Source organism: Herbaspirillum sp. FG34, assembly GCF_057809315.1.
In genome coordinates, this window is record NZ_JBMDJS010000004.1 from 105426 (window position 1) to 125050 (window position 19625).

Here is a 19625-nt window from a genome sequence, read left to right on the forward strand (position 1 = left end):
TTGACAATGCCCTCACCGCCACTACAATGCGGGGCACCGTGTACCGGCCACCAAGAGCCGGCAACGTACAACAACGATACGTCAAACAACCTCTGGAGAGAGACATGAGCTACCAAGCAGGTGCCGCCGCCGATGGCGTGGGCACATCCTTTGAAGACGCGACCTACAGCAAGGTCACCTGGCGGCTGCTGCCGCTGCTGTTCCTGTGCTATGTGGCGTCCTACCTGGACCGGGTCAACGTTGGCTTTGCCAAACTGCAGATGCTGCAGGACCTCAAGTTCAGCGATACCGTCTACGGCCTGGGCGCGGGCATTTTCTTCCTGGGCTACTTCATCTTCGAAGTGCCCAGCAACATGATCCTGCACAAGGTGGGAGCACGCCTGTGGATCGCCCGCATCATGATCACCTGGGGCATCATCTCCGGCGCCATGGCCTATGTCACCACGCCGGAGATGTTCTACATCATGCGTTTCCTGCTGGGGGTGGCCGAGGCCGGCTTCTTCCCTGGCGTGATTCTCTATCTGACCTACTGGTATCCGGCTGCCCGGCGCGGCAAGATCACCGCACTGTTCATGACCGGCATCGCACTCTCGGGCGTGATCGGTGGCCCGCTCTCGGGCTGGATCATGCACGCCATGCCGGGCGTGTGGGGTCATACCGGCTGGCAGTGGATGTTTATCCTGGAAGCCATACCTTCGCTGATTCTGGGCGTGCTGATCATCCTCTACATGAAGGATCGCATCCGTGATGCCGAATGGCTCACCGAGGAGGAAAAACGCCTGCTGGAAACCAACATCAGCCACGAAGAAAGCCAGAAGGAGCACCTGTCTCTGGGTGCCATGTTCGCCAATGGCCGGGTCTGGCTGGGCGCGCTGATCTACTTCTGCTTCGTCATGGGCCTGTATGGCGTGAGCTTCTGGCTGCCCACCATCATCAAGGCTACCGGCGTGAGCGATCCTCTCAACGTGGGCTTGCTCACGGCCATCCCTTACGCCTTCTCGGCCGCCGCCATGGTGCTCATCGCCCGCAGCGCCGACGCCCGCCGCGAACGTCGCTGGCACGTGGCCATTCCGGCCTTCGCGGGCTGCATCGGCCTGCTGCTGTCGACCCTGTACGGCCACAACACCGCGCTGGCCATGGCCTCGCTGACCCTGGCCAGCGTCGGCATCCTGACCACCCTGCCGCTGTTCTGGAGCCTGCCGACGGCCTTCCTGTCGGGTACGGCCGCCGCGGCCGGGATCGCGCTGATCAACTCGCTGGGCAACCTGGCCGGCTTCGTCAGCCCCTTCCTGGTGGGCTGGCTCAAGGACACCACCCAGAGCACCAATGCCGGCATGTATGTGCTGGCGGCCTCGCTGGTCGTCGGCGGCCTGCTGACGCTCACGCTGCCGGCCAAACTGGTCAACAAGTAAGCATCAAGGCATCAGCGACAACGGCGGCCCGCTGCAAGCGCGCCGCCGTTTTTTTCTTCCATCGGGATCAGGATTGCCGCGCCGCTTGCGGCTCCAGCAGTTGCCGCATGGCCAGCCGCACCAGCTCGGCATGCGCGGCCTGCGCAAAGCGCTGCCGCTGGCGCGCGATCAACTGGTCGACCCGGGTACGGTCGCCGTGGCAGAGTTCGGTCATGCGGGCGGTCATTTCCAGATAGCCCTGCGGATCGTACAGGGGCAGGTCCTGGCGCTGCACATGACGCAACCAGGCCCGGTCAGCCGCGTAGACGGCCAGGATGGCGAGGCAAATCAACAGGGGCCAGAGCAGCATGACGGTCTCCCGAAGAGGTCAAGCGCAGATTGTGTCCGCCCCGCGCCGGCCCGACCATCGCGACTGCACGAGAATTGCCTGGTTTTGCCGACGCTGGCCTCAGAGCGCCAGCCATTCCTGCTGCAGCGCCTGGTCCGCCGCCAGTTGCGCCGGGGTGCCATGGAAGACCATCTCGCCGCGCCCCATCACATAGAGCCGCTGCGACATCTCCAGCGCCAGCGCCTGCTTCTGCTCGATCAGCAGCACCGCCACCTGGCGCTGGCGCAGCCGTTCCAGGCAATGCGCCACCTGCTCGACCATCTGCGGCGCCAGCCCTTCGGTGGGTTCGTCGATCAGCAGCAGCAAGGGATTACCCATGAGCGCCCGGCCCAGCGCCAGCATCTGCTGCTCGCCACCCGAGAGCGCGCCGGCGGCCACCTTGTGGCGCCGCGCCAGGGCCGGGAACAGCGCCAGCACCTCTTGCTCGCGCCAGCCATCGGCCGGTGGCCGACCGCCCTTGCGCCCCAGTAGCAGGTTCTGCTGCACGGTAAGGGTGGGAAAGACATCACGACTTTCCGGTACATAAGCGATGCCGCGTCGTGCGATGGCATGGGTGGGCAGTCCGGCCAGCGGACGTCCTTCGAAAAGGATCTCGCCGCTGCTGCGCACCTGGCCCATCAAGGCCTTGAGCAAGGTGGAGCGGCCCGCGCCGTTGCGGCCCAGGATGCTGACGATCTCGCCCGCCTGCACCTCCAGCGAAATGGCCTGCAATACATGGCTCTGGCCATACCAGGCCTGCAAACCTGTCACTGCGAGCAGGGGATGGCGCTTATCCATGGCGCCTCCGGTCCAGGTACAGCGCCTGGACGTCGGCATTGGCGCGGATGCGCTCGGCACTGTCACAGGCGATCACGCGACCGTTGTCCATGACGGCGATGCGGTCGGCCAGGCCGAAGACGACCTGCATGTCGTGTTCCACCATCAGCAGGGTCTTGCCGACGGTGACTTCGCGGATCAGCGCCACCATGGCCGCGCTCTCGGCGCGGCTCATGCCGGCGGTGGGTTCGTCGAGCAGGATGACGGAGGCATCCGCAGCCATGGTCACGGCCAGTTCCAGCGCGCGCTGTTCGGCGTAGCTCAATTCGCCCGCCGCCACCTCGGCGCGCGCTGCCAGACCAACCTGTTCCAGCACCGCCAGCGCGCGCGCGCTGGCATCGCGCAACTGGCCGATGCGGCGCCAGAAGGCATAGCGGTAACCCAGCGTCCACAGCAGCGCACAGCGCACGTTCTCAAAGGCGCTCAGGCGCGGGAACAGACTGGTGATCTGGAAGCTGCGTGCCAGCCCCAGGCGGTGGATGCGCTGGGGCGGCTCGCGCGTGACGTCGCGCCCGTGCAGCAGTACACGGCCGCTATCGGCCCGATAGCGGCCCGAGATGACATGAAAGAGACTGGACTTGCCCGCGCCATTGGGACCGATCAGGGCGCAGCGCTCGCCGGGCTGCAATTGCAGGTCGACACCGCGCAGAATCTCGCTGCGGCCAAAGGCTTTATGGATGCCCTGCAGCACCAGCGGGGAAGATGTCGTCATCATGTCCTCCCCTTGCGATGCCAGGCCAGCAAGCCCGCGCTGCCCACGCCGATCAGTGCCATGGCGATGATCCAGGGTCGGGCCGCATGCACGTCGATGGCGCAGCCCCAGAGCAGCAGCGGTGCAGCGCCCTCGCCTGTGTCGGCCAGACTGCCCAGGCTGGCCTGGTAAGCCATCTCGGTAGCCAGGATCACGCCGGCCAGCGTGCACAGTGCTGCAGCCAGCCACAAGCCCAGGCGCCACGCCTGCCGGGCATCCAGGCTACCGCCGCGCAGCAGGCGCCAGCTGCGGTCGATCAGGCTGGCCAGTCCGCCCGGCGCCGTCATCACGATCAGGATGAAGAAAGCGCCGAGGTAGAACTGCCAGGCCTGCGTGAAGGTCGACAGCCAGGAAGAAAACAGCACCCCCACCACGCCCCCCAGGATGGGGCCGTAGAAATAGGCGGTGCCGCCAATGAAGGTGAACAGCAGGATGGTGCCCGAACGCAGCGCGCCCACGTATTCGGCACTGACGATTTCAAAGTTGATGGCCGAGAGCCCGCCCGAGACACCCGCAAAGAAGGCCGACAGGATCAACGCCAGGTAGCGCACCCGCTGCGGATCGTAGCCGAGGAAGGCGGCGCGCTCGGGATTGTCGCGCACGGCGTTGAGGATGCGGCCCAGGGGCGTATGACGCAGTGCGTAGATGGCAATGGTGCAGACCAGCAGCCAGCCGGCGATCAGGTAATACACCTGGATTTGGGGTCCGTAGCTGATGCCCAGCACGGGCTGGCCGATGACACGGTTTCCCGAAATCCCGCCCTCGCCGCCAAAGACCTCCGGCAACATCAGTACGCTGGCCGAGACCAGCTCCACCAGCCCCAGCGTGATCATGGCGAAGGTGGTACCGGCGCGACGCGTGGTGAGATAACCCAGAACCACCGCACAGAGCGCCCCGGTCAGGCCGCCTGCGAGCGGCACCAGCGTCACCGGGAAGGCCAGCGCGCCAGCGTCCATGCGATTCATGAGGTCAATGGCGCCGAAGGCGCCGAGCCCGGAATACACCGCATGACCAAAGGAGAGCATGCCGCCCTCACCGAGGAGCATGTTGCAGGACAGACAGAGCAGCACCATCGTGCCCATCTGCGACAGCAGCGACAAGGCCGCGCTCTGCGGGAACACCAGGGGGGCGGCCAGCAGCACCAGGGCAAACAAAAGCCAGGCAAGCAGGCTTGATCGCATCGTTCAGCCCTCCCGCCGGCCCATGAGACCCTTGGGCCGCACGATCAGCATGGCCACCAGCAGCAGATAGGGCAGCACCGGCGCCATCTGTGCCAGCGTCAGCCGCACCAGCGGTGCCAGGGCACTGCCCGCCGGCACCTGCACGCCCAGGCTGGCCAGGGAAATATCCAGCGCCACCGCAAAGGTCTGCATCATGCCGATCAGCAGCGAAGTGATGAATGCTCCGGCCAGCGAGCCCAGGCCGCCGACCACCACCACCACGAAGATGATGCTGCCCACCGAGGCAGCCATGCCCGGTTCGGTGACGAAAGCATTGCCGCCGATGACGCCGGCCAGCGCGGCCAGTGCGCAGCCACCGCCAAAGACCAGCATGAACACGCGCGGCACGTTGTGGCCCAGCGCCTCGACCATCTGCGGATGGGTCAGCGCGGCCTGGATCACCAGTCCGATGCGGGTATGGCGCAGCAACAGCCACAAGGCCAGCAGCATGAGCGCCGCCACCAGCAGCATGAAGCCGCGATAGACCGGGAAGGCAGTCGAATAGAGCGTAAAGAGCGTGCCGTCCAGCTCGGGCGGAATGCGATAAGGCACGGGTGAGCGTCCCCACACCAGCTGCACCAGTTCCACCACCAGATAGGACAGGCCGAAGGTGAACAACAATTCCGGCACATGCCCGTAGCGATGCACGATGCGCAGGCCGTAATGCTCCACCAGCGCCCCGGCCACGCCCACGAGCAGCGGCGCCAGCAGCAGCGCCCACCAGAATCCCAGGACCCCGGCCAGCGCATAGGCCACGTAGGCGCCCAGCATGTAGAAACTGGCGTGGGCGAAGTTGGGCACGCCCATCATGCTGTAGATGAGGGTCAGGCCCGAGGACAGCAGGAACAGCAAAAAGCCGTAGCCCAGGCCGTTGAGGAAGGTGATCAGCGCGAATTCCAAAGTACCAGCCTTGCCGGGATGCCGTGTCAAAGAGGAAGAAAAGCTTGCCGCGCCCGGCCAAGCCCGGCCGCACGCAAAAGTGGAGCGATCCTATGGGATTCGCGCTTCTCTGTCAAAATAGCGGATTGCGGCCCGGTTCGGGCCGCGCGCCACAGGCTGACCATGACGCAACCCTATCCGCTTCCCGTCTTCGAGAACCGTTTCGCCGCACTGCCGCCGGCTTTCCATACCCGGCTGCAGCCCACCCCCTTGCCCGCGCCCTACCTGGTCGGCTTCAGCGAGGCCGCAGCGGCCACTGTGGGACTGTCGCGACCGGCCCACGAGGATGACAGCTTCCTCGACGTCTTTGCCGGCAACCGGATCGCACCGGGTTCCTTGCCGCTGTCGGCGGTCTATTCCGGGCATCAGTTCGGTGTCTGGGCGGGCCAGCTGGGAGATGGCCGTGCCATCACCCTGGGCGACCTGCCGGCGGCCGACGGCCAGGGCCGCATCGAGCTGCAACTCAAGGGGGCCGGCCAGACGCCCTATTCGCGCATGGGCGATGGCCGCGCCGTGCTGCGCTCCTCGATCCGTGAGTTCCTCTGCTCGGAGGCCATGGCCGCGCTCGGCATCCCGACCACCCGCGCCCTGACCGTGATCGGCTCGGACCAGCGCGTGCTGCGCGAAACGCCGGAAACCGCCGCCGTCGTCACCCGCATGGCGCCCAGCTTCATCCGCTTCGGCTCCTTCGAACACTGGTACTACAACCAGCGCTTCGATGACTTGAAGATCCTGGCCGATACCGTGCTGGAACAGTTCTATCCGCAGCTGCTGACCGAAGCGAACCCGTATCAGGCCCTGCTCAGGGAAGTCACCCGCCGCACCGCCACCCTGATGGCGCAATGGCAGGCGGTGGGCTTCATGCACGGCGTAATGAATACGGACAACATGTCCATCCTCGGCCTGACGCTGGATTACGGCCCCTTCGGCTTCATGGAAGCCTTCGACGCACGCCACATCTGCAACCATACCGACAGCCAGGGCCGCTACAGCTACCAGATGCAGCCGCGCATCGGCCAGTGGAACTGCTTCGCGCTGGGCCAGGCCATGCTGCCGCTGATCGGCTCGGTGGAGCAGACCGAGGCGGCGCTGGCCGATTACGAGGCGATCTTCCAGGCCCGCCACGACGCGCTGCTGCATGCCAAGCTGGGCCTGAACACACGCCAGCCCGAGGACGATCAACTGATCCAGGCCCTGTTTGCCATCCTGCAAGCCAACCACGTCGATTTCACCCTGTTCTTCCGTCGCCTGGGCGACTTGCGCATCGGCAATCCCGAGCAGGACGAGCCGCTGCGCGATCTCATCCTCGACCGCCCCGCCTTTGATGCCTGGGCCGCGCAATACCGCCAGCGCCTGCGCGCCGAGGATAGCGACGACGAGGCCCGCCGGCTTGCAATGCAGGCGGTCAACCCCAAATACGTGCTACGCAATTATCTCGCCCAGGTCGCCATCGACAAGGCGCAACAGAAAGACTTCAGCGAAGTGGCGCGCCTGCAGCAGATCCTGCGCCATCCCTTCGACGAGCAACCCGAATTCGACCGCTATGCCGACCTGCCGCCGGACTGGGCCAGCCATCTGGAGGTGAGTTGCTCTTCCTGAGACCGGCCTGACTTTTGGCACTTCTGAAACTTTCTTCCTGAGCGGGCCGCCGTTGCTCGCCGTCCGTCATCCACAAGGAGTCAAGCATGAACAAACGTGTAGAAAAGACCGAAGCGCAATGGCGCGACCAACTGGACCCGATGGAATATCAGGTCACCCGCGAAGCCGCCACCGAGCGCGCCTTCACCGGCCGCTACTGGGATCACCATGAAGCCGGCATCTATACCTGCGTCTGTTGCGACACCCCGCTCTTCACCTCGGATGCCAAGTTCGACTCCGGCTGCGGCTGGCCCAGCTACTTCGAACCCATCGATCCGGCCAACGTACGCGAGAAAGTGGACCGCAGTTATGGCATGATTCGCACCGAGATCATCTGCAACGTCTGCGACGCCCATCTGGGCCATGTCTTCCCCGACGGCCCGCCGCCGACCGGACTGCGCTACTGTATCAATTCGGCTTCGCTGCGCTTCGACCCGGCGTAAGCCGGCCCTCCAACGATTTTTTGACATACTGAAGAAGCCCAAGCGATGAAGTTCCTGTTCGACCTGTTCCCCGTCATCCTGTTTTTCGGCGTCTTCAAATGGGCCGAAGGCCATCCCTCGGCTGCCCAGGATCTGGTGATGCAATACCTCGGCGGGGCCATGTCGGCCGGCGCCGTCACCGCCACCCAGGCGCCCATCCTGCTGTCGACGGCGGTGGCCATCGTCGCCTCGCTGGGCCAGATCGGCTGGCTGCTGTTGCGCCGGCGCAAGGTCGATGGCATGTTGTGGGTGTCCCTGGCCATCATCGTGGTCTTTGGCGGGGCCACCATCTATTTCCGTGACGACACCTTCATCAAGTGGAAGCCGACCATCCTCTACTGGGCCTTCGGCCTGGCCTTGCTGGTGTCGCAGCTGTTCATGAAGAAGAACCTGATCCGCGTCATGATGGAAAAGCAGGTCACCCTGCCCGAACCCATCTGGCCGCGCCTGAACCTGGCCTGGATGGTCTTCTTTGCGGTCATGGGCGTGCTGAACCTGTATATCGCCTTCAATTACTCGCTCGATACCTGGGTCAACTTCAAGATGTTTGGCAGCATGGGCCTGATGTTTGCCTTCATCATCGGCCAGAGCCTGTTTCTCTCCAAGTACATGAAGGATGAGCAATGAGCGCCGCCGATACCCGTGTGGCGCGCATGACCGAGCGCCTGACTGCAACTTTCTCGCCCTCGGTCTGTCTGGTGGAGGATGAGTCGGCGCTGCATGCAGGGCATGCCGGTGCCGCCTCTGGCGGAGGACATTACAGGATCCGCCTGGTTTCCAATCTGTTCGAAGGCAAAAATCGTTTGAACCGTCATCGGCTGGTGTATGATTGCCTGTCCGACCTGATGCAGCAGGAGATTCATGCGCTGGCCATAGTGGCGCTCTCCCCGTCAGAGGCAACGAACTGAGACCAAGAACAAAGACCGACACCTGCTTATCCAGCCCCTCCTGTTTTTCTTCTCCGTTTTGATTCTTTCCTTTATTTTCTAGGATTCAACAATGACATTCAAACCCGCTCGTCTGCTGGTGCTGCTGTTCGCTATCGCTTCCATCCCGGCCTTCGCACAAAACCTCGCCGTCGTGAACGGCAAGGCGATCCCCTCTTCCCGCGCCGATCTGATGGTCAAGCAGATGACTGCGCAAGGCCAGCCCGACAGCCCGCAGCTGCGCGGTGCCATCAAGGAAGAGCTGATCAACCGTGAAATCCTGATGCAGGAAGCCGACAAGCAGGGCCTGTCCAACAGCACCGACGTCAAGAACCAGCTGGAACTGGCCCGCCAGTCCATCGTGATCCGCGCCCTGATCGCCGACTACCTGAAGAAGAACCCGGTCTCGGACGCCGACATCAAGGCTGAATACGACAAGTTCAAGGCCCAGGCCGGTGACAAGGAATACCACGCCCGCCACATCCTGGTGGACAAGAAGGAAGACGCCGAAGCCATCATCGCCAAGCTCAAGGCCGGTACCAAGTTCGAAGACCTGGCCAAGCAATCCAAGGACACCGGTTCGGCAGCCAACGGCGGCGATCTGGACTGGGCTACCCCGGCTTCCTTCGTCAAGCCTTTCTCCGACGCCATGGTCGCCCTGAAGAAGGGTGAAATCACCCAGACGCCGGTGCAGACCCAGTTCGGCTGGCACGTGATCCAGCTGGAAGACGTGCGTCCGGCCAAGGTCCCGACCCTGGAAGAAGTCAAGCCGCAGATCGCTGAAGCCCTGCAACAGAAGAAGCTGCAGGCCTACCAGGAACAACTGCGCGCCAAGGCCAAGGTGCAGTAAGCCTCGCGCCCGGATCGTCGAAGAGGAAGGCCCGCACGGCACTCCTCTTGGCCCGCTCTCCCGCATGCCCGGCCAGGTTTCCTGACCGGGCATGTTGTTTTTTGGCTGGCGCTGAGCGAGTCCGGAACGACTGCAGAAACAAAAAACGCAGTTCCGAAAGGAACTGCGTTTTTTTTCACCTGGCTTTTTCAGCCCCTGCCCGAGTACCCGCCGTAGCGGGCAATCGAAACAGGAAACTTCATCTCAAGCCATTTCAGGCTCAACCCACCCACTTGCGGGCATTGCGGAACATGCGCATCCACGGCGAATCCTCGCCCCACGATTCCGGGTGCCAGGACTGGGTCACGGTGCGGAAGACGCGTTCGGCGTGCGGCATCAGGACCGTGAAGCGGCCGTCCGGGGTGGTCACCGAGGTGATGCCCTGGGGCGAACCGTTGGGGTTGAACGGATAGGCTTCGGTGGCCGCGCCGCGATGATCGACGTAACGCATGGCGATGATGGCACGGTCGATGTCACCGGTCTGGGAGAAGTCGGCAAAACCTTCACCGTGGGCGGTGGCAATCGGTGCCTGGGTACCGGCCATGCCCTGCATGAAGATGGACGGCGAATCGGCCACTTCCACCATCACGAAACGCGCCTCGAACTGCTCGGACTTGTTGCGGGTGAACTTGGGCCAGGCTTCGGCGCCCGGGATCATGGACTTCAGGTTGCTCATCATCTGGCAGCCGTTGCAGATGCCCAGCGAGAAGGTGTCCTGGCGCTGGAAGAAGCGCGAGAACTGCTCGGCCAGCTGCGCATTGAAGAGAATCGTCTTGGCCCAGCCTTCGCCGGCGCCCAGCACGTCACCGTAGGAGAAACCGCCCACGGCGATGAAGCCCTTGAAGTCATCCAGCTTGGCGCGATTGGCGATCAGGTCGCTCATGTGCACGTCCACGGCGGTGAAGCCGGCCTTGTGCATGGCGTAGGCAGTCTCGATGTGCGAGTTCACGCCCTGCTCGCGCAGGATGGCGACCTTGGGACGCGCCGCTGCGCCCAGCGACAGGTAGGGTGCGGCGATGTCTTCCTGCGGATCGAAGCTCAGCTTGGGCGTCATGCCGGGATCGGCCGCGTCCAGCAGGCGTTCGTATTCGGCATCGGCGCAGGCCGGGTTGTCGCGCAGGCGGGCGATGCGCCAGCTGGTCTCGCTCCAGACGCGGTGCAGCTCGGCGCGCGGCTGGCCGTAGATGTTCTTGGCATCGCGCATGAATTCGATCACGTCGCGGTCGTTGGGCTTGCCGATGATGTGGCTGCACGCGCCCAGGTTGTAGCTGCGCAGCACGTTCATGACCTCCGACTTCTGCTCGGCCGGGACCTGGATGACCGCACCCAGTTCTTCGCTGAACAGCGCGCGCAGAGTCAGTTCATTGCGGCGCTCGGCCACTTGCGTGGTCCAGTTCTTGGAATCGCCCCAGTCTGCGGCGTGCTCGGCTTCCATGGTCAGGATGTCGAGGTTGACCGAGATGCCGGTATGACCTGCAAAGGCCATTTCGGCCAGGGTCGCATACAGGCCACCATCGGAGCGGTCATGGTAGGCCAGCAGGCGGTCTTCGGTGTTGAGTTGCTGAATGGCGTTGAAGAAGGCCTTCAGGTCTTCGGCGCTATCCACATCGGGGGTCTCGTTGCCGATCTGCTGCATCACTTGCGTGAGCGCCGAGGCACCCATGCGGTTCTTGCCACGGCCCAGGTCGATCAGGATCAGGACGGTGTCGCCCTTGTCCTTGCGCAGTTGCGGCGTCAGCACGCGGCGCACGTCGGTCACCGGTGCGAAACCGGAAACGATCAGCGAGACCGGCGAGGTCACCGACTTGGCACCCTCTTCATCGCTCCAGGTGCTGCGCATGGACAGCGAATCCTTGCCCACCGGGATCGAGATGCCCAGCGCCGGGCACAGTTCCATGCCCACGGCCTTGACGGTATCGAACAGCGCGGCGTCCTGGCCGGGCTGGCCGCAGGCCGCCATCCAGTTGGCCGAGAGCTTGATGTCGCCGATCTCGGCAATCGGCGCGGCAGCAATGTTGGTGATGGCTTCACCGACGGCCATGCGGCCCGAGGCCGGCGCGTCGATCACGGCCAGCGGGGTGCGCTCGCCCATGGCCATGGCTTCGCCCAGATAGCCTTCCAGGCCCATGGCGGTCACGGCCACGTCAGCCACCGGCACCTGCCAGGGACCGACCATCTGGTCGCGCACGGTCATGGCGCCGACGCTACGGTCACCGATGGTAATCAGGAAGGACTTGTCGGCCACGGCCGGCAGGCGCAGCACGCGCTGGGCCACGTCCACCAGGTCCATGCCGGTCAGGTCCACCGGCGGCAACTGCTTTGGCACGTGCTGCACGTCACGGTGCATCTTGGGCGGCTTGCCCAGCAGCACGTCCATGGGCATGTCGACCGGGTTGTTGTTGTGCTCGGGATCGATCACCTTCAGCTGGCGTTCTTCAGTGGCGGTACCGACCACGGCGAAGGGTGCGCGCTCGCGTTCGCACAGGTACTGGAACAGTTCCAGGTGTTCCGGCAGGATGGCCAGCACGTAGCGCTCCTGGGATTCATTGCTCCAGATCTCGCGCGGGGCCAGGCCGCTTTCTTCCAGCGGCACACGGCGCAAATCGAAGATGGCGCCGCGCTTGGCGTCGTTGGTGATTTCCGGGAAGGCATTGGAGAGCCCGCCCGCACCCACGTCGTGGATGGACTGGATGGGGTTGTCGTCACCCAGCGCCCAGCAGGCGTTGATGACTTCCTGGGCGCGGCGTTCCATTTCCGGGTTGCCGCGCTGGACCGAATCGAAGTCCAGGTCAGCCGTGTTCACGCCGGTGGCCATCGACGAGGCAGCGCCGCCGCCCATGCCGATGCGCATGCCGGGGCCGCCCAGCTGGATCAGCAGGCTGCCCACCGGCAGGTCGTTCTTCTTGGTGTGCTTGGCCGAGATGTTGCCCATGCCGCCGGCAATCATGATGGGCTTGTGATAGCCCATGACCTGGCCGCCCACATTCTGCTCGTAGGTCCGGAAGTAACCGCCCAGGTTTGGACGACCGAATTCATTGTTGAAGGCCGCGCCACCGAGCGGGCCGTCGATCATGATCTGCAAGGGCGAGGCAATGCGCTCGGGCTTGCCGTAGATGCCGCCCTGGGCGTGCTCATCGCGCTGCGCCACCGGCTGGGCCACGTCACGGGCGTTTTCCCAGGGTTGCACGGCGTGGGTGACCATCAGGTTGGAGACGGTGAAGCCAGTCAGGCCGGCCTTGGGCTTGGAGCCACGGCCGGTCGCGCCTTCATCGCGGATCTCGCCGCCAGCGCCGGTGGAAGCGCCCGGGAAGGGGGAAATCGCGGTCGGGTGATTGTGGGTTTCCACCTTCATCAGGATGTGGGTCAGCTCGTCGGAGGCTTCATAGACGTTGCCCTTGGTAGCGCCGCGCTGGTAGAAGCGCGAGACGGTGGCTCCCTCGATGATGGAGGAATTGTCCGAATAGGCCACCACGGTGCCCTTGGGCGCCAGTTGGTGGGTGTTCTTGATCATGCCGAAGAGCGACTTGTCCTGCTTCTCACCATCGATGGTCCAGTCGGCGTTGAAGATCTTGTGGCGGCAGTGTTCGCTGTTGGCCTGGGCGAACATCATCAGTTCGACGTCGGTGGGGTTGCGCTGGGCCTTGGTGAAGGCGTCCACCAGGTAATCGATCTCATCATCCGACAGGGCCAGGCCCAGTTCGGTGTTGGCGCGTTCCAGCGCGGCACGGCCGCCGCCGATCACGTCGACCGACTCCAGCGGCCTGGCTTGCAGCTCCGTGAACAAGCCGGCAGCGTCCTGCGGATCACGCAGCACGGTCTCGGTCATGCGGTCGTGCAACAGTGCGGCCACGGCCGGGATGCTGGCTTCGTTGAGCTTCTTGGCGCCGCCCAGCAAGCCCGTCTTGACCTGCACGCGGAAGATGATGCCGCGCTCCACGCGGTGGATGTGACCCATACCGCAATTGCGCACGATGTCGGTGGCCTTGCTGGCCCAGGGCGAGATGGTGCCGAAACGCGGAATCACCACGAAGGCATCGCCCTCGTCGCTGCCGTTGAAGGGGTCGCCATAGGTCAGCAGGCCGTTGAGGCGGGCCTCATCCTCTTGCGTCAGGGCCTTGGCGTCGACGAAATGCAGGTAGCGGCCGCACACGCCGGTGATGGCGGCATCCACGGCTTGCAATTGGCTCAGAAGGCGTTGGGTACGGAAAGCGGAAAGGGCATTGGAGCCCGGCAGGATCAGCATGGCGAGGTCGAGGCAGTTAGCTTGAATCGGGAAAACCGTCGCAGCATCGCGGCAGGGACCGGTCCACCGACACCGGCCGCCCCGAATGACGCATTGCACAAGGAAAAATCGTGCAGGTCGGAGACTGGCGAGATGATGGATCGTGCGCGCGTTTGCTGGCAAAGCCGGCATTATACCGTGGACACCGCGCCAAGTCCCGTGCAAAGCGAGCCGGCCCGCAAGCCTGCCTGTGGCGGCCTGTAGCGGCAAGATGGATGGCCTGGCCTGCCCTTTGGTGGGGATTGACGCACTTGACCGGGGCCTGTTGTCATCGCAGCCGCAGCGCCGAGCGTTGTCCCTCTGGAGAGCAGATCGCTTCAGTCGGTGGCAGGCCGATATGTAGCACTGCGGCAATATCCAAACGACAGCGATATTTCGCGGTATCATTCGGCCCGCATCGGACCCTGCCAGAGCAGGTGCAAGAGGCGCCCGAGCCACTGCCCGATGCCCATGACCACAGCGGCCAGACCGCTTCCAAGACGAATAGAGTGAACAGTACACAACGACAGATCGCCATCATCGGCGGGGGACTTTCAGGGATTTGCAGCGCCTACTTCCTGGCCGCCAAGGGCTATGAAGTGGCCGTCATCGAGCGCCGTGCGCATGTGGCCGAGGAAGCCACCTTCGGTGACGCCGGCCTGCTGGCCCCGGGCGCGGCCATGCCGCTGACCTTGCCGGGTGCCATGGCAACCTTCGCCTGCCGCTTCCGGGATGAGCCACGCGTGCTGCTGGCCCCCGGTGCCGATTTCGGTCGTCGGCGCTGGATGCGCGTCACGCGCCAGGCCCAGCAGCACTACTTTGCCCAGAACAAGCTGCGCCTGACGCGCCTGTCGGCCTACGGCCAGAGCCTGGTGCTGCAATTGCAGGCCCACCACAACCTGGACAATGAAAACGGCCAGGGCGTCTTCCACCTCTTCCGCCATCCCTCCGAGGCGGCGCGCATGACGCATTTGCAGCAAGCCGCGCAACAATGCGAGTTCAAGCACCAGGCGCTGGACGCCGCCGGCATCCGCGCGCTGGAACCGGCCTTTTCCTCGGAAGCGACACTCTCCGGCGCGCTCTACTATCCTGAGGACATGGCCGGCAACTGCGTGCTCTTTGCCAAGCAGATGCGCAATGCGGCCCAGGAGCTGGGGGTGAGTTTCCATTTCGACTCCACCGTGACGGCCATCGACGCCGAATTCGGTGGCCGCCTGGCGCTGAGCGTGAACTCGCCCCATCTGGCCTCGCAGATGCGGGTCGATGCCGTGGTGGTGGCCGCCGGCATGTCCAGTGCCGAGCTCTTGCGCCCGCTTGATACCGCGCTGCCGCTGCAGGCGATACAAAGCTATTCGGCGCTGGTGCCGGTCAAGAATCCGGATGATGCCCCCAGCATGGCGCTCTATGACGACAGCTACAAGGTCGCCATGACACGCCTGGGCGGACGCATCCGCATCAGCGGCCTGCTGGGCTTCGTGCCGCCGGGTCAGACCCTGCCGCCCAAGGCCCTGCGCAACCTGCTCAAGATCGCCGGCGACTACTACCCCAATGCGGCCAACTACAACCAGGCGCATTTCTGGAGCAATACCATGGCGCTCTTGCCGCACGGCCTGCCCGTGGTCGGGCCGACCCGGCATGGCAATGTCTTCGTCAACGTCGGCCATGGTGCCACCGGCTGGGCCGCCAGCGTGGGTTCGGCGCGCCTGCTGGCTGACCTGGTCAGCGGCGACCAGACCGAAATTTCCGCCGAGGGCTTGCTGCCGCGCGACGTACTGGCCTGAGCAGGCTGTCTCTGCCGTCTGCTGCGACCCTGGTCGCGTGCCTTCTTTTCATCGATAAAGATCGCGCAAGGGCCTGCACGGACAGAACAATTCACTTAAAATCAAGCACCCGCGTGACCAGCGCCTGAGCGTGTGAATTTTTCTGCACTTGGCTCTCCAGCGCCGACCTTGCGCGGTGTTCCAGCGGTCTTCTCGCTGCACTGACGCCCATCCACTCAACGTCCCCGCCCCCCCGATCATGAGCGCGCTCCATACCGTTGCCGAGATCCGCCAGGTTGAACAAGCGGCCCTGTCCGCCCTGCCCCCTTACACCCTGATGCAGCGCGCCGGCGCCGCCATTGCCGAGCAAGCCCAGCACTTGCTGTGTTCGGCCACGGCCTCTTCGCCGGCGGTGCTGATCCTGGCCGGGCCCGGCAACAATGGCGGCGATGCGCTGGAAGCGGCCTGCCTGCTCGAAGAAGCCGGCATCGAAGTGAGCGTGCAGCTGCATGCCGACGAAAGCCGCCAGCCCGCCGATGCGCGCCGGGCGTTGGCGCGTGCCCGCGAAGCGGAAATCCAGTTCATCGAAGGCCATGGCGATGCGCCGCTGCGGGCGCACTCCTGGGCCCTGGTGATCGACGGGCTGTTCGGCATCGGCCTGGCGCGTCCGCCCGGACCAGCCTTGCGCCCCATCATCGAGTACGTCAACAGCTTGCGCTGCCCGGTGCTGTCCATCGATGTCCCCAGCGGACTCAATGCCGACACCGGCAGCATCGTGGGCGGCCGCGAGGGTGTGGCCGTCCAGGCCACGCATACCCTGAGCTTCATCGGCGACAAGCCCGGTCTGCATACCTGTGACGGCAGTGACCACAGCGGCCAGATCGTGGTCGAGCCACTGGACATCGACGCGGCGCTGCTACCCCCGGCGCGCGCCTTCCTCAATGGTCCGCAAAGTTTTGCCACCGCGCTCAAGCCGCGCGCCAACAACAGCCACAAAGGCAGCTATGGCGATGTGATCGTGGTGGGCGGTGCGCGCGGCATGGCCGGTGCGCCGGTACTGGCGGCGCGCACGGCAGCTTTTGGCGGGGCCGGACGGGTCTATGTGGCCTTCGTGGACGAGGGACCGGCCTATGACGACAAGCACCCCGAACTGATGTTCCGCCTGGCCGACCGGGTGGAATTCGGCGCCAGCGCGGCCCTGGTAGTCGGCCCCGGCATGGGCACCTCGCGCCATGCGCATGACATCCTGGCGCGCGCCCTCGACAGCGAAGCCGATATCGTCGTCGATGCCGATGCCCTCAATCTGATCTCGGCCGAACCCACGCTGCAGCACAAGCTGCACCGCCGCAGCCAGCGCGGTACGCAGCCGTGCAGCATCATCACGCCCCATCCACTGGAGGCCGCCCGCCTGCTCGACAGCACCACCCAGCAGATCCAGCAGGACCGCCCGCAGGCGGCGCGGCTGCTGGCCCGGCAGTTCAATGCCATCACCGTGCTCAAGGGGGCGGGCACGGTCATCGCCTTCCCCGATGGCGAGATCGCCATCAACCCCAGCGGCAATCCGGCGCTGTCCACCGCCGGTACCGGCGACGTGCTCTCGGGATTGTGCGGGGCCTTGCTGGCGCAGGGCTGGCCGACCGCGTCGGCCGCCCTGGCCGCCACCTGGATCCACGGCGCCGCCGCCGACCAGTTGGTGGCGGCAGGACAGGGGCCGGTGGGGCTGACCGCCAGTGAATTCATCCCGGCCATCCGTGCCGTCTTCAACCAGATTCTCCGAGACCATGTCCAGCGCCGTCCTGCCCTACCCACGCATCGCCCCCAGCCATAAGCTGGGTATCCTGTTCCTGATTTCGGGGCTGTGGACGCTGTCACTGCTCGATACCGCCGGCAAGCTGCTGGCCCTGGCGGGGTATCACGTGGTGATGATTGCCTGGATGCGCTACACCATCAATCTGTTCTTCATGGCGGCCACGCTGGCGCCCTTGTACCGGCGCCGTCACGGGCGCAGCATCCTGCAGTCCAACCGGCTCGGACTGCAATTGGGACGGGGTGCGCTGCTACTGGCGTCGACGCTGATTTTCTTTTCGGTACTGAAGATCGTGCCATTGGCCGAAGGCACGGCCATGAATTTTTGCGCACCGCTGATCGTGCTGGCCATCTCGCCGTGGCTGCTGGGCGAACGCAGCTATCTGTCGCGCTGGATTGCGGTATTGATCGGATTTACGGGCATGCTCATCGTGATTCGCCCCAGTGGCGACATCCCGCCCTATGGCGTGGCGCTGGGCCTGGTCTCGGCCTTCACCCAGGCCATGCTGTCCATCCTCAACCGCAAGGCCAGCCAGGCCGATAACCCGATGGTGACGCTGTTTTATGGCGCGCTGGTGGGCAGCATCGTCTCGACGCTGCTGGTGCCCTTCTTCTGGACCAGTCATGCGCCCACGATGGTGGAACTGGCGATCCTGGTCTCCACCGGCATCACCAGCACCATCGGCCACTTCCTGCAGAACTCGGCCTACCGGCATGCCGAAGCCTCGGTGCTGACGCCCTTCTTCTATGCCCAGATCATCTCGGCCTGCGGCATGGGGTGGCTGGTCTTCGGGCAATTCCCGGACCAGATCACGGTCCTGGGCATCGCCATCATCTGCGCCAGCGGGATCGGTATCGCCTACATCGAACACAAGCGCGCGCACCCGCTGCCGCCAGCCGATCCGATGGAGTCCGTCTAATCAGTCCTGCACCAGCCGCCCGGCGGCAATGGTCAGGGTGCGCTCGCAACGGGCGGCAATGCCGGGGTCATGGGTCACCAGCACCAGCGTGGAGCCGCGCTCGCGGTTCAGTTCAAACATCAGCTGGATGACCGATTCGCCGGTAGCCGCATCGAGGCTGCCGGTCGGTTCATCGGCAAACAGCAGGGGCGGTTCGGTCACAAAGGCGCGTGCCAGCGCCACGCGCTGCTGCTCGCCGCCGGAGAGGTATTTGGGATAATGCTTCAGGCGGCTGCCCAGGCCCACGCGACCCAGCATCTCTTGCGCCTTGGCCCGCGCCTGGTTGTCACCGCGCAGTTCCAGCGGCAGCATCACGTTTTCCAGGGCATTGAGGTGTCCTAGCAGTTGGAAGGACTGAAACACGAAGCCCAGTTTGCGCTTCCTCAACAGCGCCCGGCCATCTTCATCGAGGGCGTAGATGTCTTCGCCATCGAGGCGTACGGAACCTGCGCTGGGCGTATCCAGTCCAGCCAGCAGGCCCAGCAGGGTCGACTTGCCGGAACCGGAAGCGCCGACGATGGCCACCGTGGTTGCGGCGGCCACGGTAAAATCGATGTCGCTCAGGATGGTCAGGCGACCGGATGGAGCGGCCACATCGGCAACATGTTTGGACAACTGAAGGACTTCAATGGCGGCAATGACGGCAGAACTGGCGGGAGCGGAAGCGGGCATGCAGGGCAATCGGGCAAGAGGGTCCGGGACAGGTGCGCGGCGCAACGGGCTGGTGGGCGCGGTGTTGCGTCTGCTGGCGGGCGTCGTGCTGATGGTAGCGGCGACGAGCGCTTATTCTGCCCCAAAAAACCTGCTCGTGCTCGGTGACAGCCTGTCTGCCGAATATGGCCTGCAGCGCGGCACCGGCTGGACCGGCCTGCTGCAGAAGCGGCTGCAGCAGAACAAGCTGGATTACCAGGTGGTCAATGCCAGCATCAGCGGCGACACCACCATCGGCGGGCGCAACCGCCTGGCACCGCTGATGGCGCAGCACAAGCCAGCCGTCGTGGTGATCGAACTGGGCGCCAACGACGCCCTGCGCGGCCTGCCGCTCAAGACCAGCCAGGACAACCTGCAAGCCATGATCGATCTGGCGCACCAGCAAAAGGCCAAGGTACTGCTGGTGGGCATGCAGATTCCGCCCAATTACGGCCCCGACTACACGCACCGTTTCGCGGCGATGTACCAGGAGCTGGCCAAGAGCAACAAGGTGGCGCTGGTGCCGTTCTTCTTCGAGGGGATCGCGGCCGATCTCTCACAGTTCCAGGCTGATCGCATTCATCCCAATGAACAGGCGCAGCCCAGGCTGCTGGACAATGTCTGGCCGCCTCTCAAGCCGCTGGTCGGGCTGAAGTAAGCGCGATCGTCCGGCCACAAAGCCCCAGTG

17 protein-coding genes are annotated in these 19625 nt (G+C 64.6%); 10 read left to right on the forward strand and 7 right to left on the reverse strand.

All coding sequences use genetic code 11. From position 1 onward, the window contains the following. Positions 1–104: 104 nt before the first annotated feature. Positions 105–1412 (forward strand): MFS transporter, encoded by a 1308-nt coding sequence (locus ACODSZ_RS06655; RefSeq protein ID WP_008328587.1) that lies wholly within the window; start codon positions 105–107, stop codon positions 1410–1412. Between the two features lie 67 nt (positions 1413–1479). Here ACODSZ_RS06655 and ACODSZ_RS06660 read toward each other — a convergent pair whose 3' ends face one another. From ACODSZ_RS06660 to ACODSZ_RS06680, 5 genes are all read right to left on the reverse strand, one after another. Beyond that, positions 1480–1761, reverse strand: coding sequence for a hypothetical protein (locus tag ACODSZ_RS06660; RefSeq protein ID WP_008328583.1), 282 nt, complete (start codon positions 1759–1761; stop codon positions 1480–1482). A gap of 99 nt (positions 1762–1860) precedes the next feature. Continuing rightward, positions 1861–2577, reverse strand: coding sequence for an ABC transporter ATP-binding protein (locus ACODSZ_RS06665; RefSeq protein ID WP_008328581.1), 717 nt, complete (start codon positions 2575–2577; stop codon positions 1861–1863). Beyond that, entirely contained in the window at positions 2570–3328 is a 759-nt protein-coding gene (locus tag ACODSZ_RS06670; RefSeq protein WP_008328579.1) for an ABC transporter ATP-binding protein, read from the reverse strand. The genes ACODSZ_RS06665 and ACODSZ_RS06670 overlap by 8 nt, the downstream gene beginning before the upstream one ends. Next, positions 3328–4548, reverse strand: a complete 1221-nt coding sequence (locus tag ACODSZ_RS06675; RefSeq protein WP_175342541.1) for a branched-chain amino acid ABC transporter permease — start codon at positions 4546–4548, stop codon at positions 3328–3330. The genes ACODSZ_RS06670 and ACODSZ_RS06675 overlap by 1 nt, the downstream gene beginning before the upstream one ends. A 3-nt stretch (positions 4549–4551) precedes the next feature. Beyond that, positions 4552–5487 carry a branched-chain amino acid ABC transporter permease gene (locus tag ACODSZ_RS06680; protein ID WP_488927299.1) on the reverse strand — a complete coding sequence of 312 codons (936 nt, stop codon included), beginning with the start codon at positions 5485–5487 and terminating at the stop codon, positions 4552–4554. A gap of 162 nt (positions 5488–5649) precedes the next feature. On the opposite strand from ACODSZ_RS06680, the gene ACODSZ_RS06685 reads away from it, so the two are divergent. The 5 genes from ACODSZ_RS06685 to ACODSZ_RS06705 all read left to right on the forward strand — a co-directional run bounded on the left by ACODSZ_RS06685 (position 5650) and on the right by ACODSZ_RS06705 (position 9422). After that, the gene (locus ACODSZ_RS06685; protein ID WP_488927300.1) at positions 5650–7125 is read left to right on the forward strand and encodes a protein adenylyltransferase SelO; all 1476 of its coding nucleotides are present in this window, start codon (positions 5650–5652) and stop codon (positions 7123–7125) included. An 86-nt stretch (positions 7126–7211) separates the two neighbouring features. After that, on the forward strand, positions 7212–7607 hold the full coding sequence (msrB, locus tag ACODSZ_RS06690) for a peptide-methionine (R)-S-oxide reductase MsrB (protein WP_008328575.1): 396 nt from the start codon (positions 7212–7214) through the stop codon (positions 7605–7607). A gap of 45 nt (positions 7608–7652) precedes the next feature. Next, on the forward strand, positions 7653–8273 hold the full coding sequence (locus ACODSZ_RS06695) for a septation protein A (RefSeq protein ID WP_008328574.1): 621 nt from the start codon (positions 7653–7655) through the stop codon (positions 8271–8273). After that, on the forward strand, positions 8270–8554 hold the full coding sequence (locus tag ACODSZ_RS06700) for a BolA family protein (protein ID WP_008328564.1): 285 nt from the start codon (positions 8270–8272) through the stop codon (positions 8552–8554). The genes ACODSZ_RS06695 and ACODSZ_RS06700 overlap by 4 nt, the downstream gene beginning before the upstream one ends. A 91-nt stretch (positions 8555–8645) precedes the next feature. Continuing rightward, positions 8646–9422 (forward strand): peptidylprolyl isomerase, encoded by a 777-nt coding sequence (locus tag ACODSZ_RS06705; RefSeq protein ID WP_008328562.1) that lies wholly within the window; start codon positions 8646–8648, stop codon positions 9420–9422. A 259-nt stretch (positions 9423–9681) separates the two neighbouring features. Here the strand turns inward: ACODSZ_RS06705 and purL are convergent, their stop codons facing one another. Next, a complete protein-coding gene (gene purL / locus ACODSZ_RS06710) occupies positions 9682–13704 on the reverse strand; it encodes a phosphoribosylformylglycinamidine synthase (protein ID WP_488927301.1) in 4023 nt (1340 codons plus the stop codon). Positions 13705–14231: 527 nt separating this feature from the next. On the opposite strand from purL, the gene ACODSZ_RS06715 reads away from it, so the two are divergent. The 3 genes from ACODSZ_RS06715 (at position 14232) to ACODSZ_RS06725 (ending at position 18208) form a co-directional block, all read left to right on the forward strand. Then, the gene (locus tag ACODSZ_RS06715; RefSeq protein WP_175342537.1) at positions 14232–15503 is read left to right on the forward strand and encodes an FAD-dependent oxidoreductase; all 1272 of its coding nucleotides are present in this window, start codon (positions 14232–14234) and stop codon (positions 15501–15503) included. Between the two features lie 238 nt (positions 15504–15741). Then, positions 15742–17310: an NAD(P)H-hydrate dehydratase gene (locus tag ACODSZ_RS06720; protein WP_488927302.1), complete on the forward strand. Its 1569-nt coding sequence runs from the start codon at positions 15742–15744 to the stop codon at positions 17308–17310. Further along, on the forward strand, positions 17264–18208 hold the full coding sequence (locus ACODSZ_RS06725) for a DMT family transporter (protein ID WP_008328555.1): 945 nt from the start codon (positions 17264–17266) through the stop codon (positions 18206–18208). Before ACODSZ_RS06720 ends, ACODSZ_RS06725 begins: the two co-directional genes overlap by 47 nt. Here ACODSZ_RS06725 and ACODSZ_RS06730 read toward each other — a convergent pair whose 3' ends face one another. Next, positions 18209–18919 (reverse strand): ABC transporter ATP-binding protein, encoded by a 711-nt coding sequence (locus tag ACODSZ_RS06730; RefSeq protein ID WP_034350281.1) that lies wholly within the window; start codon positions 18917–18919, stop codon positions 18209–18211. Between ACODSZ_RS06730 and ACODSZ_RS06735 the strand changes: the two genes are divergently transcribed. Beyond that, positions 18876–19595 (forward strand): arylesterase, encoded by a 720-nt coding sequence (locus tag ACODSZ_RS06735; protein ID WP_488927303.1) that lies wholly within the window; start codon positions 18876–18878, stop codon positions 19593–19595. The two genes, ACODSZ_RS06730 and ACODSZ_RS06735, sit on opposite strands and share 44 nt — an antisense overlap. The last annotated feature ends 30 nt before the right edge of the window (positions 19596–19625 follow it).

Bases quoted from the DNA above. Each gene is read 5' to 3' on its own strand.
- ACODSZ_RS06655 (WP_008328587.1), top strand. From the start codon at position 105: ATGAGCTACCAAGCAGGTGCCGCCGCCGATGGCGTGGGCACATCCTTT.
- ACODSZ_RS06660 (WP_008328583.1), bottom strand. From the start codon at position 1,761: ATGCTGCTCTGGCCCCTGTTGATTTGCCTCGCCATCCTGGCCGTCTAC.
- ACODSZ_RS06665 (WP_008328581.1), bottom strand. From the start codon at position 2,577: ATGGATAAGCGCCATCCCCTGCTCGCAGTGACAGGTTTGCAGGCCTGG.
- ACODSZ_RS06670 (WP_008328579.1), bottom strand. From the start codon at position 3,328: ATGACGACATCTTCCCCGCTGGTGCTGCAGGGCATCCATAAAGCCTTT.
- ACODSZ_RS06675 (WP_175342541.1), bottom strand. From the start codon at position 4,548: ATGCGATCAAGCCTGCTTGCCTGGCTTTTGTTTGCCCTGGTGCTGCTG.
- ACODSZ_RS06685 (WP_488927300.1), top strand. From the start codon at position 5,650: ATGACGCAACCCTATCCGCTTCCCGTCTTCGAGAACCGTTTCGCCGCA.
- msrB (WP_008328575.1), top strand. From the start codon at position 7,212: ATGAACAAACGTGTAGAAAAGACCGAAGCGCAATGGCGCGACCAACTG.
- ACODSZ_RS06695 (WP_008328574.1), top strand. From the start codon at position 7,653: ATGAAGTTCCTGTTCGACCTGTTCCCCGTCATCCTGTTTTTCGGCGTC.
- ACODSZ_RS06700 (WP_008328564.1), top strand. From the start codon at position 8,270: ATGAGCGCCGCCGATACCCGTGTGGCGCGCATGACCGAGCGCCTGACT.
- ACODSZ_RS06705 (WP_008328562.1), top strand. From the start codon at position 8,646: ATGACATTCAAACCCGCTCGTCTGCTGGTGCTGCTGTTCGCTATCGCT.
- purL (WP_488927301.1), bottom strand. From the start codon at position 13,704: ATGCTGATCCTGCCGGGCTCCAATGCCCTTTCCGCTTTCCGTACCCAA.
- ACODSZ_RS06720 (WP_488927302.1), top strand. From the start codon at position 15,742: ATGAGCGCGCTCCATACCGTTGCCGAGATCCGCCAGGTTGAACAAGCG.
- ACODSZ_RS06725 (WP_008328555.1), top strand. From the start codon at position 17,264: ATGTCCAGCGCCGTCCTGCCCTACCCACGCATCGCCCCCAGCCATAAG.
- ACODSZ_RS06735 (WP_488927303.1), top strand. From the start codon at position 18,876: ATGGCGGCAATGACGGCAGAACTGGCGGGAGCGGAAGCGGGCATGCAG.
- ACODSZ_RS06730 (WP_034350281.1), bottom strand. From the start codon at position 18,919: ATGCCCGCTTCCGCTCCCGCCAGTTCTGCCGTCATTGCCGCCATTGAA.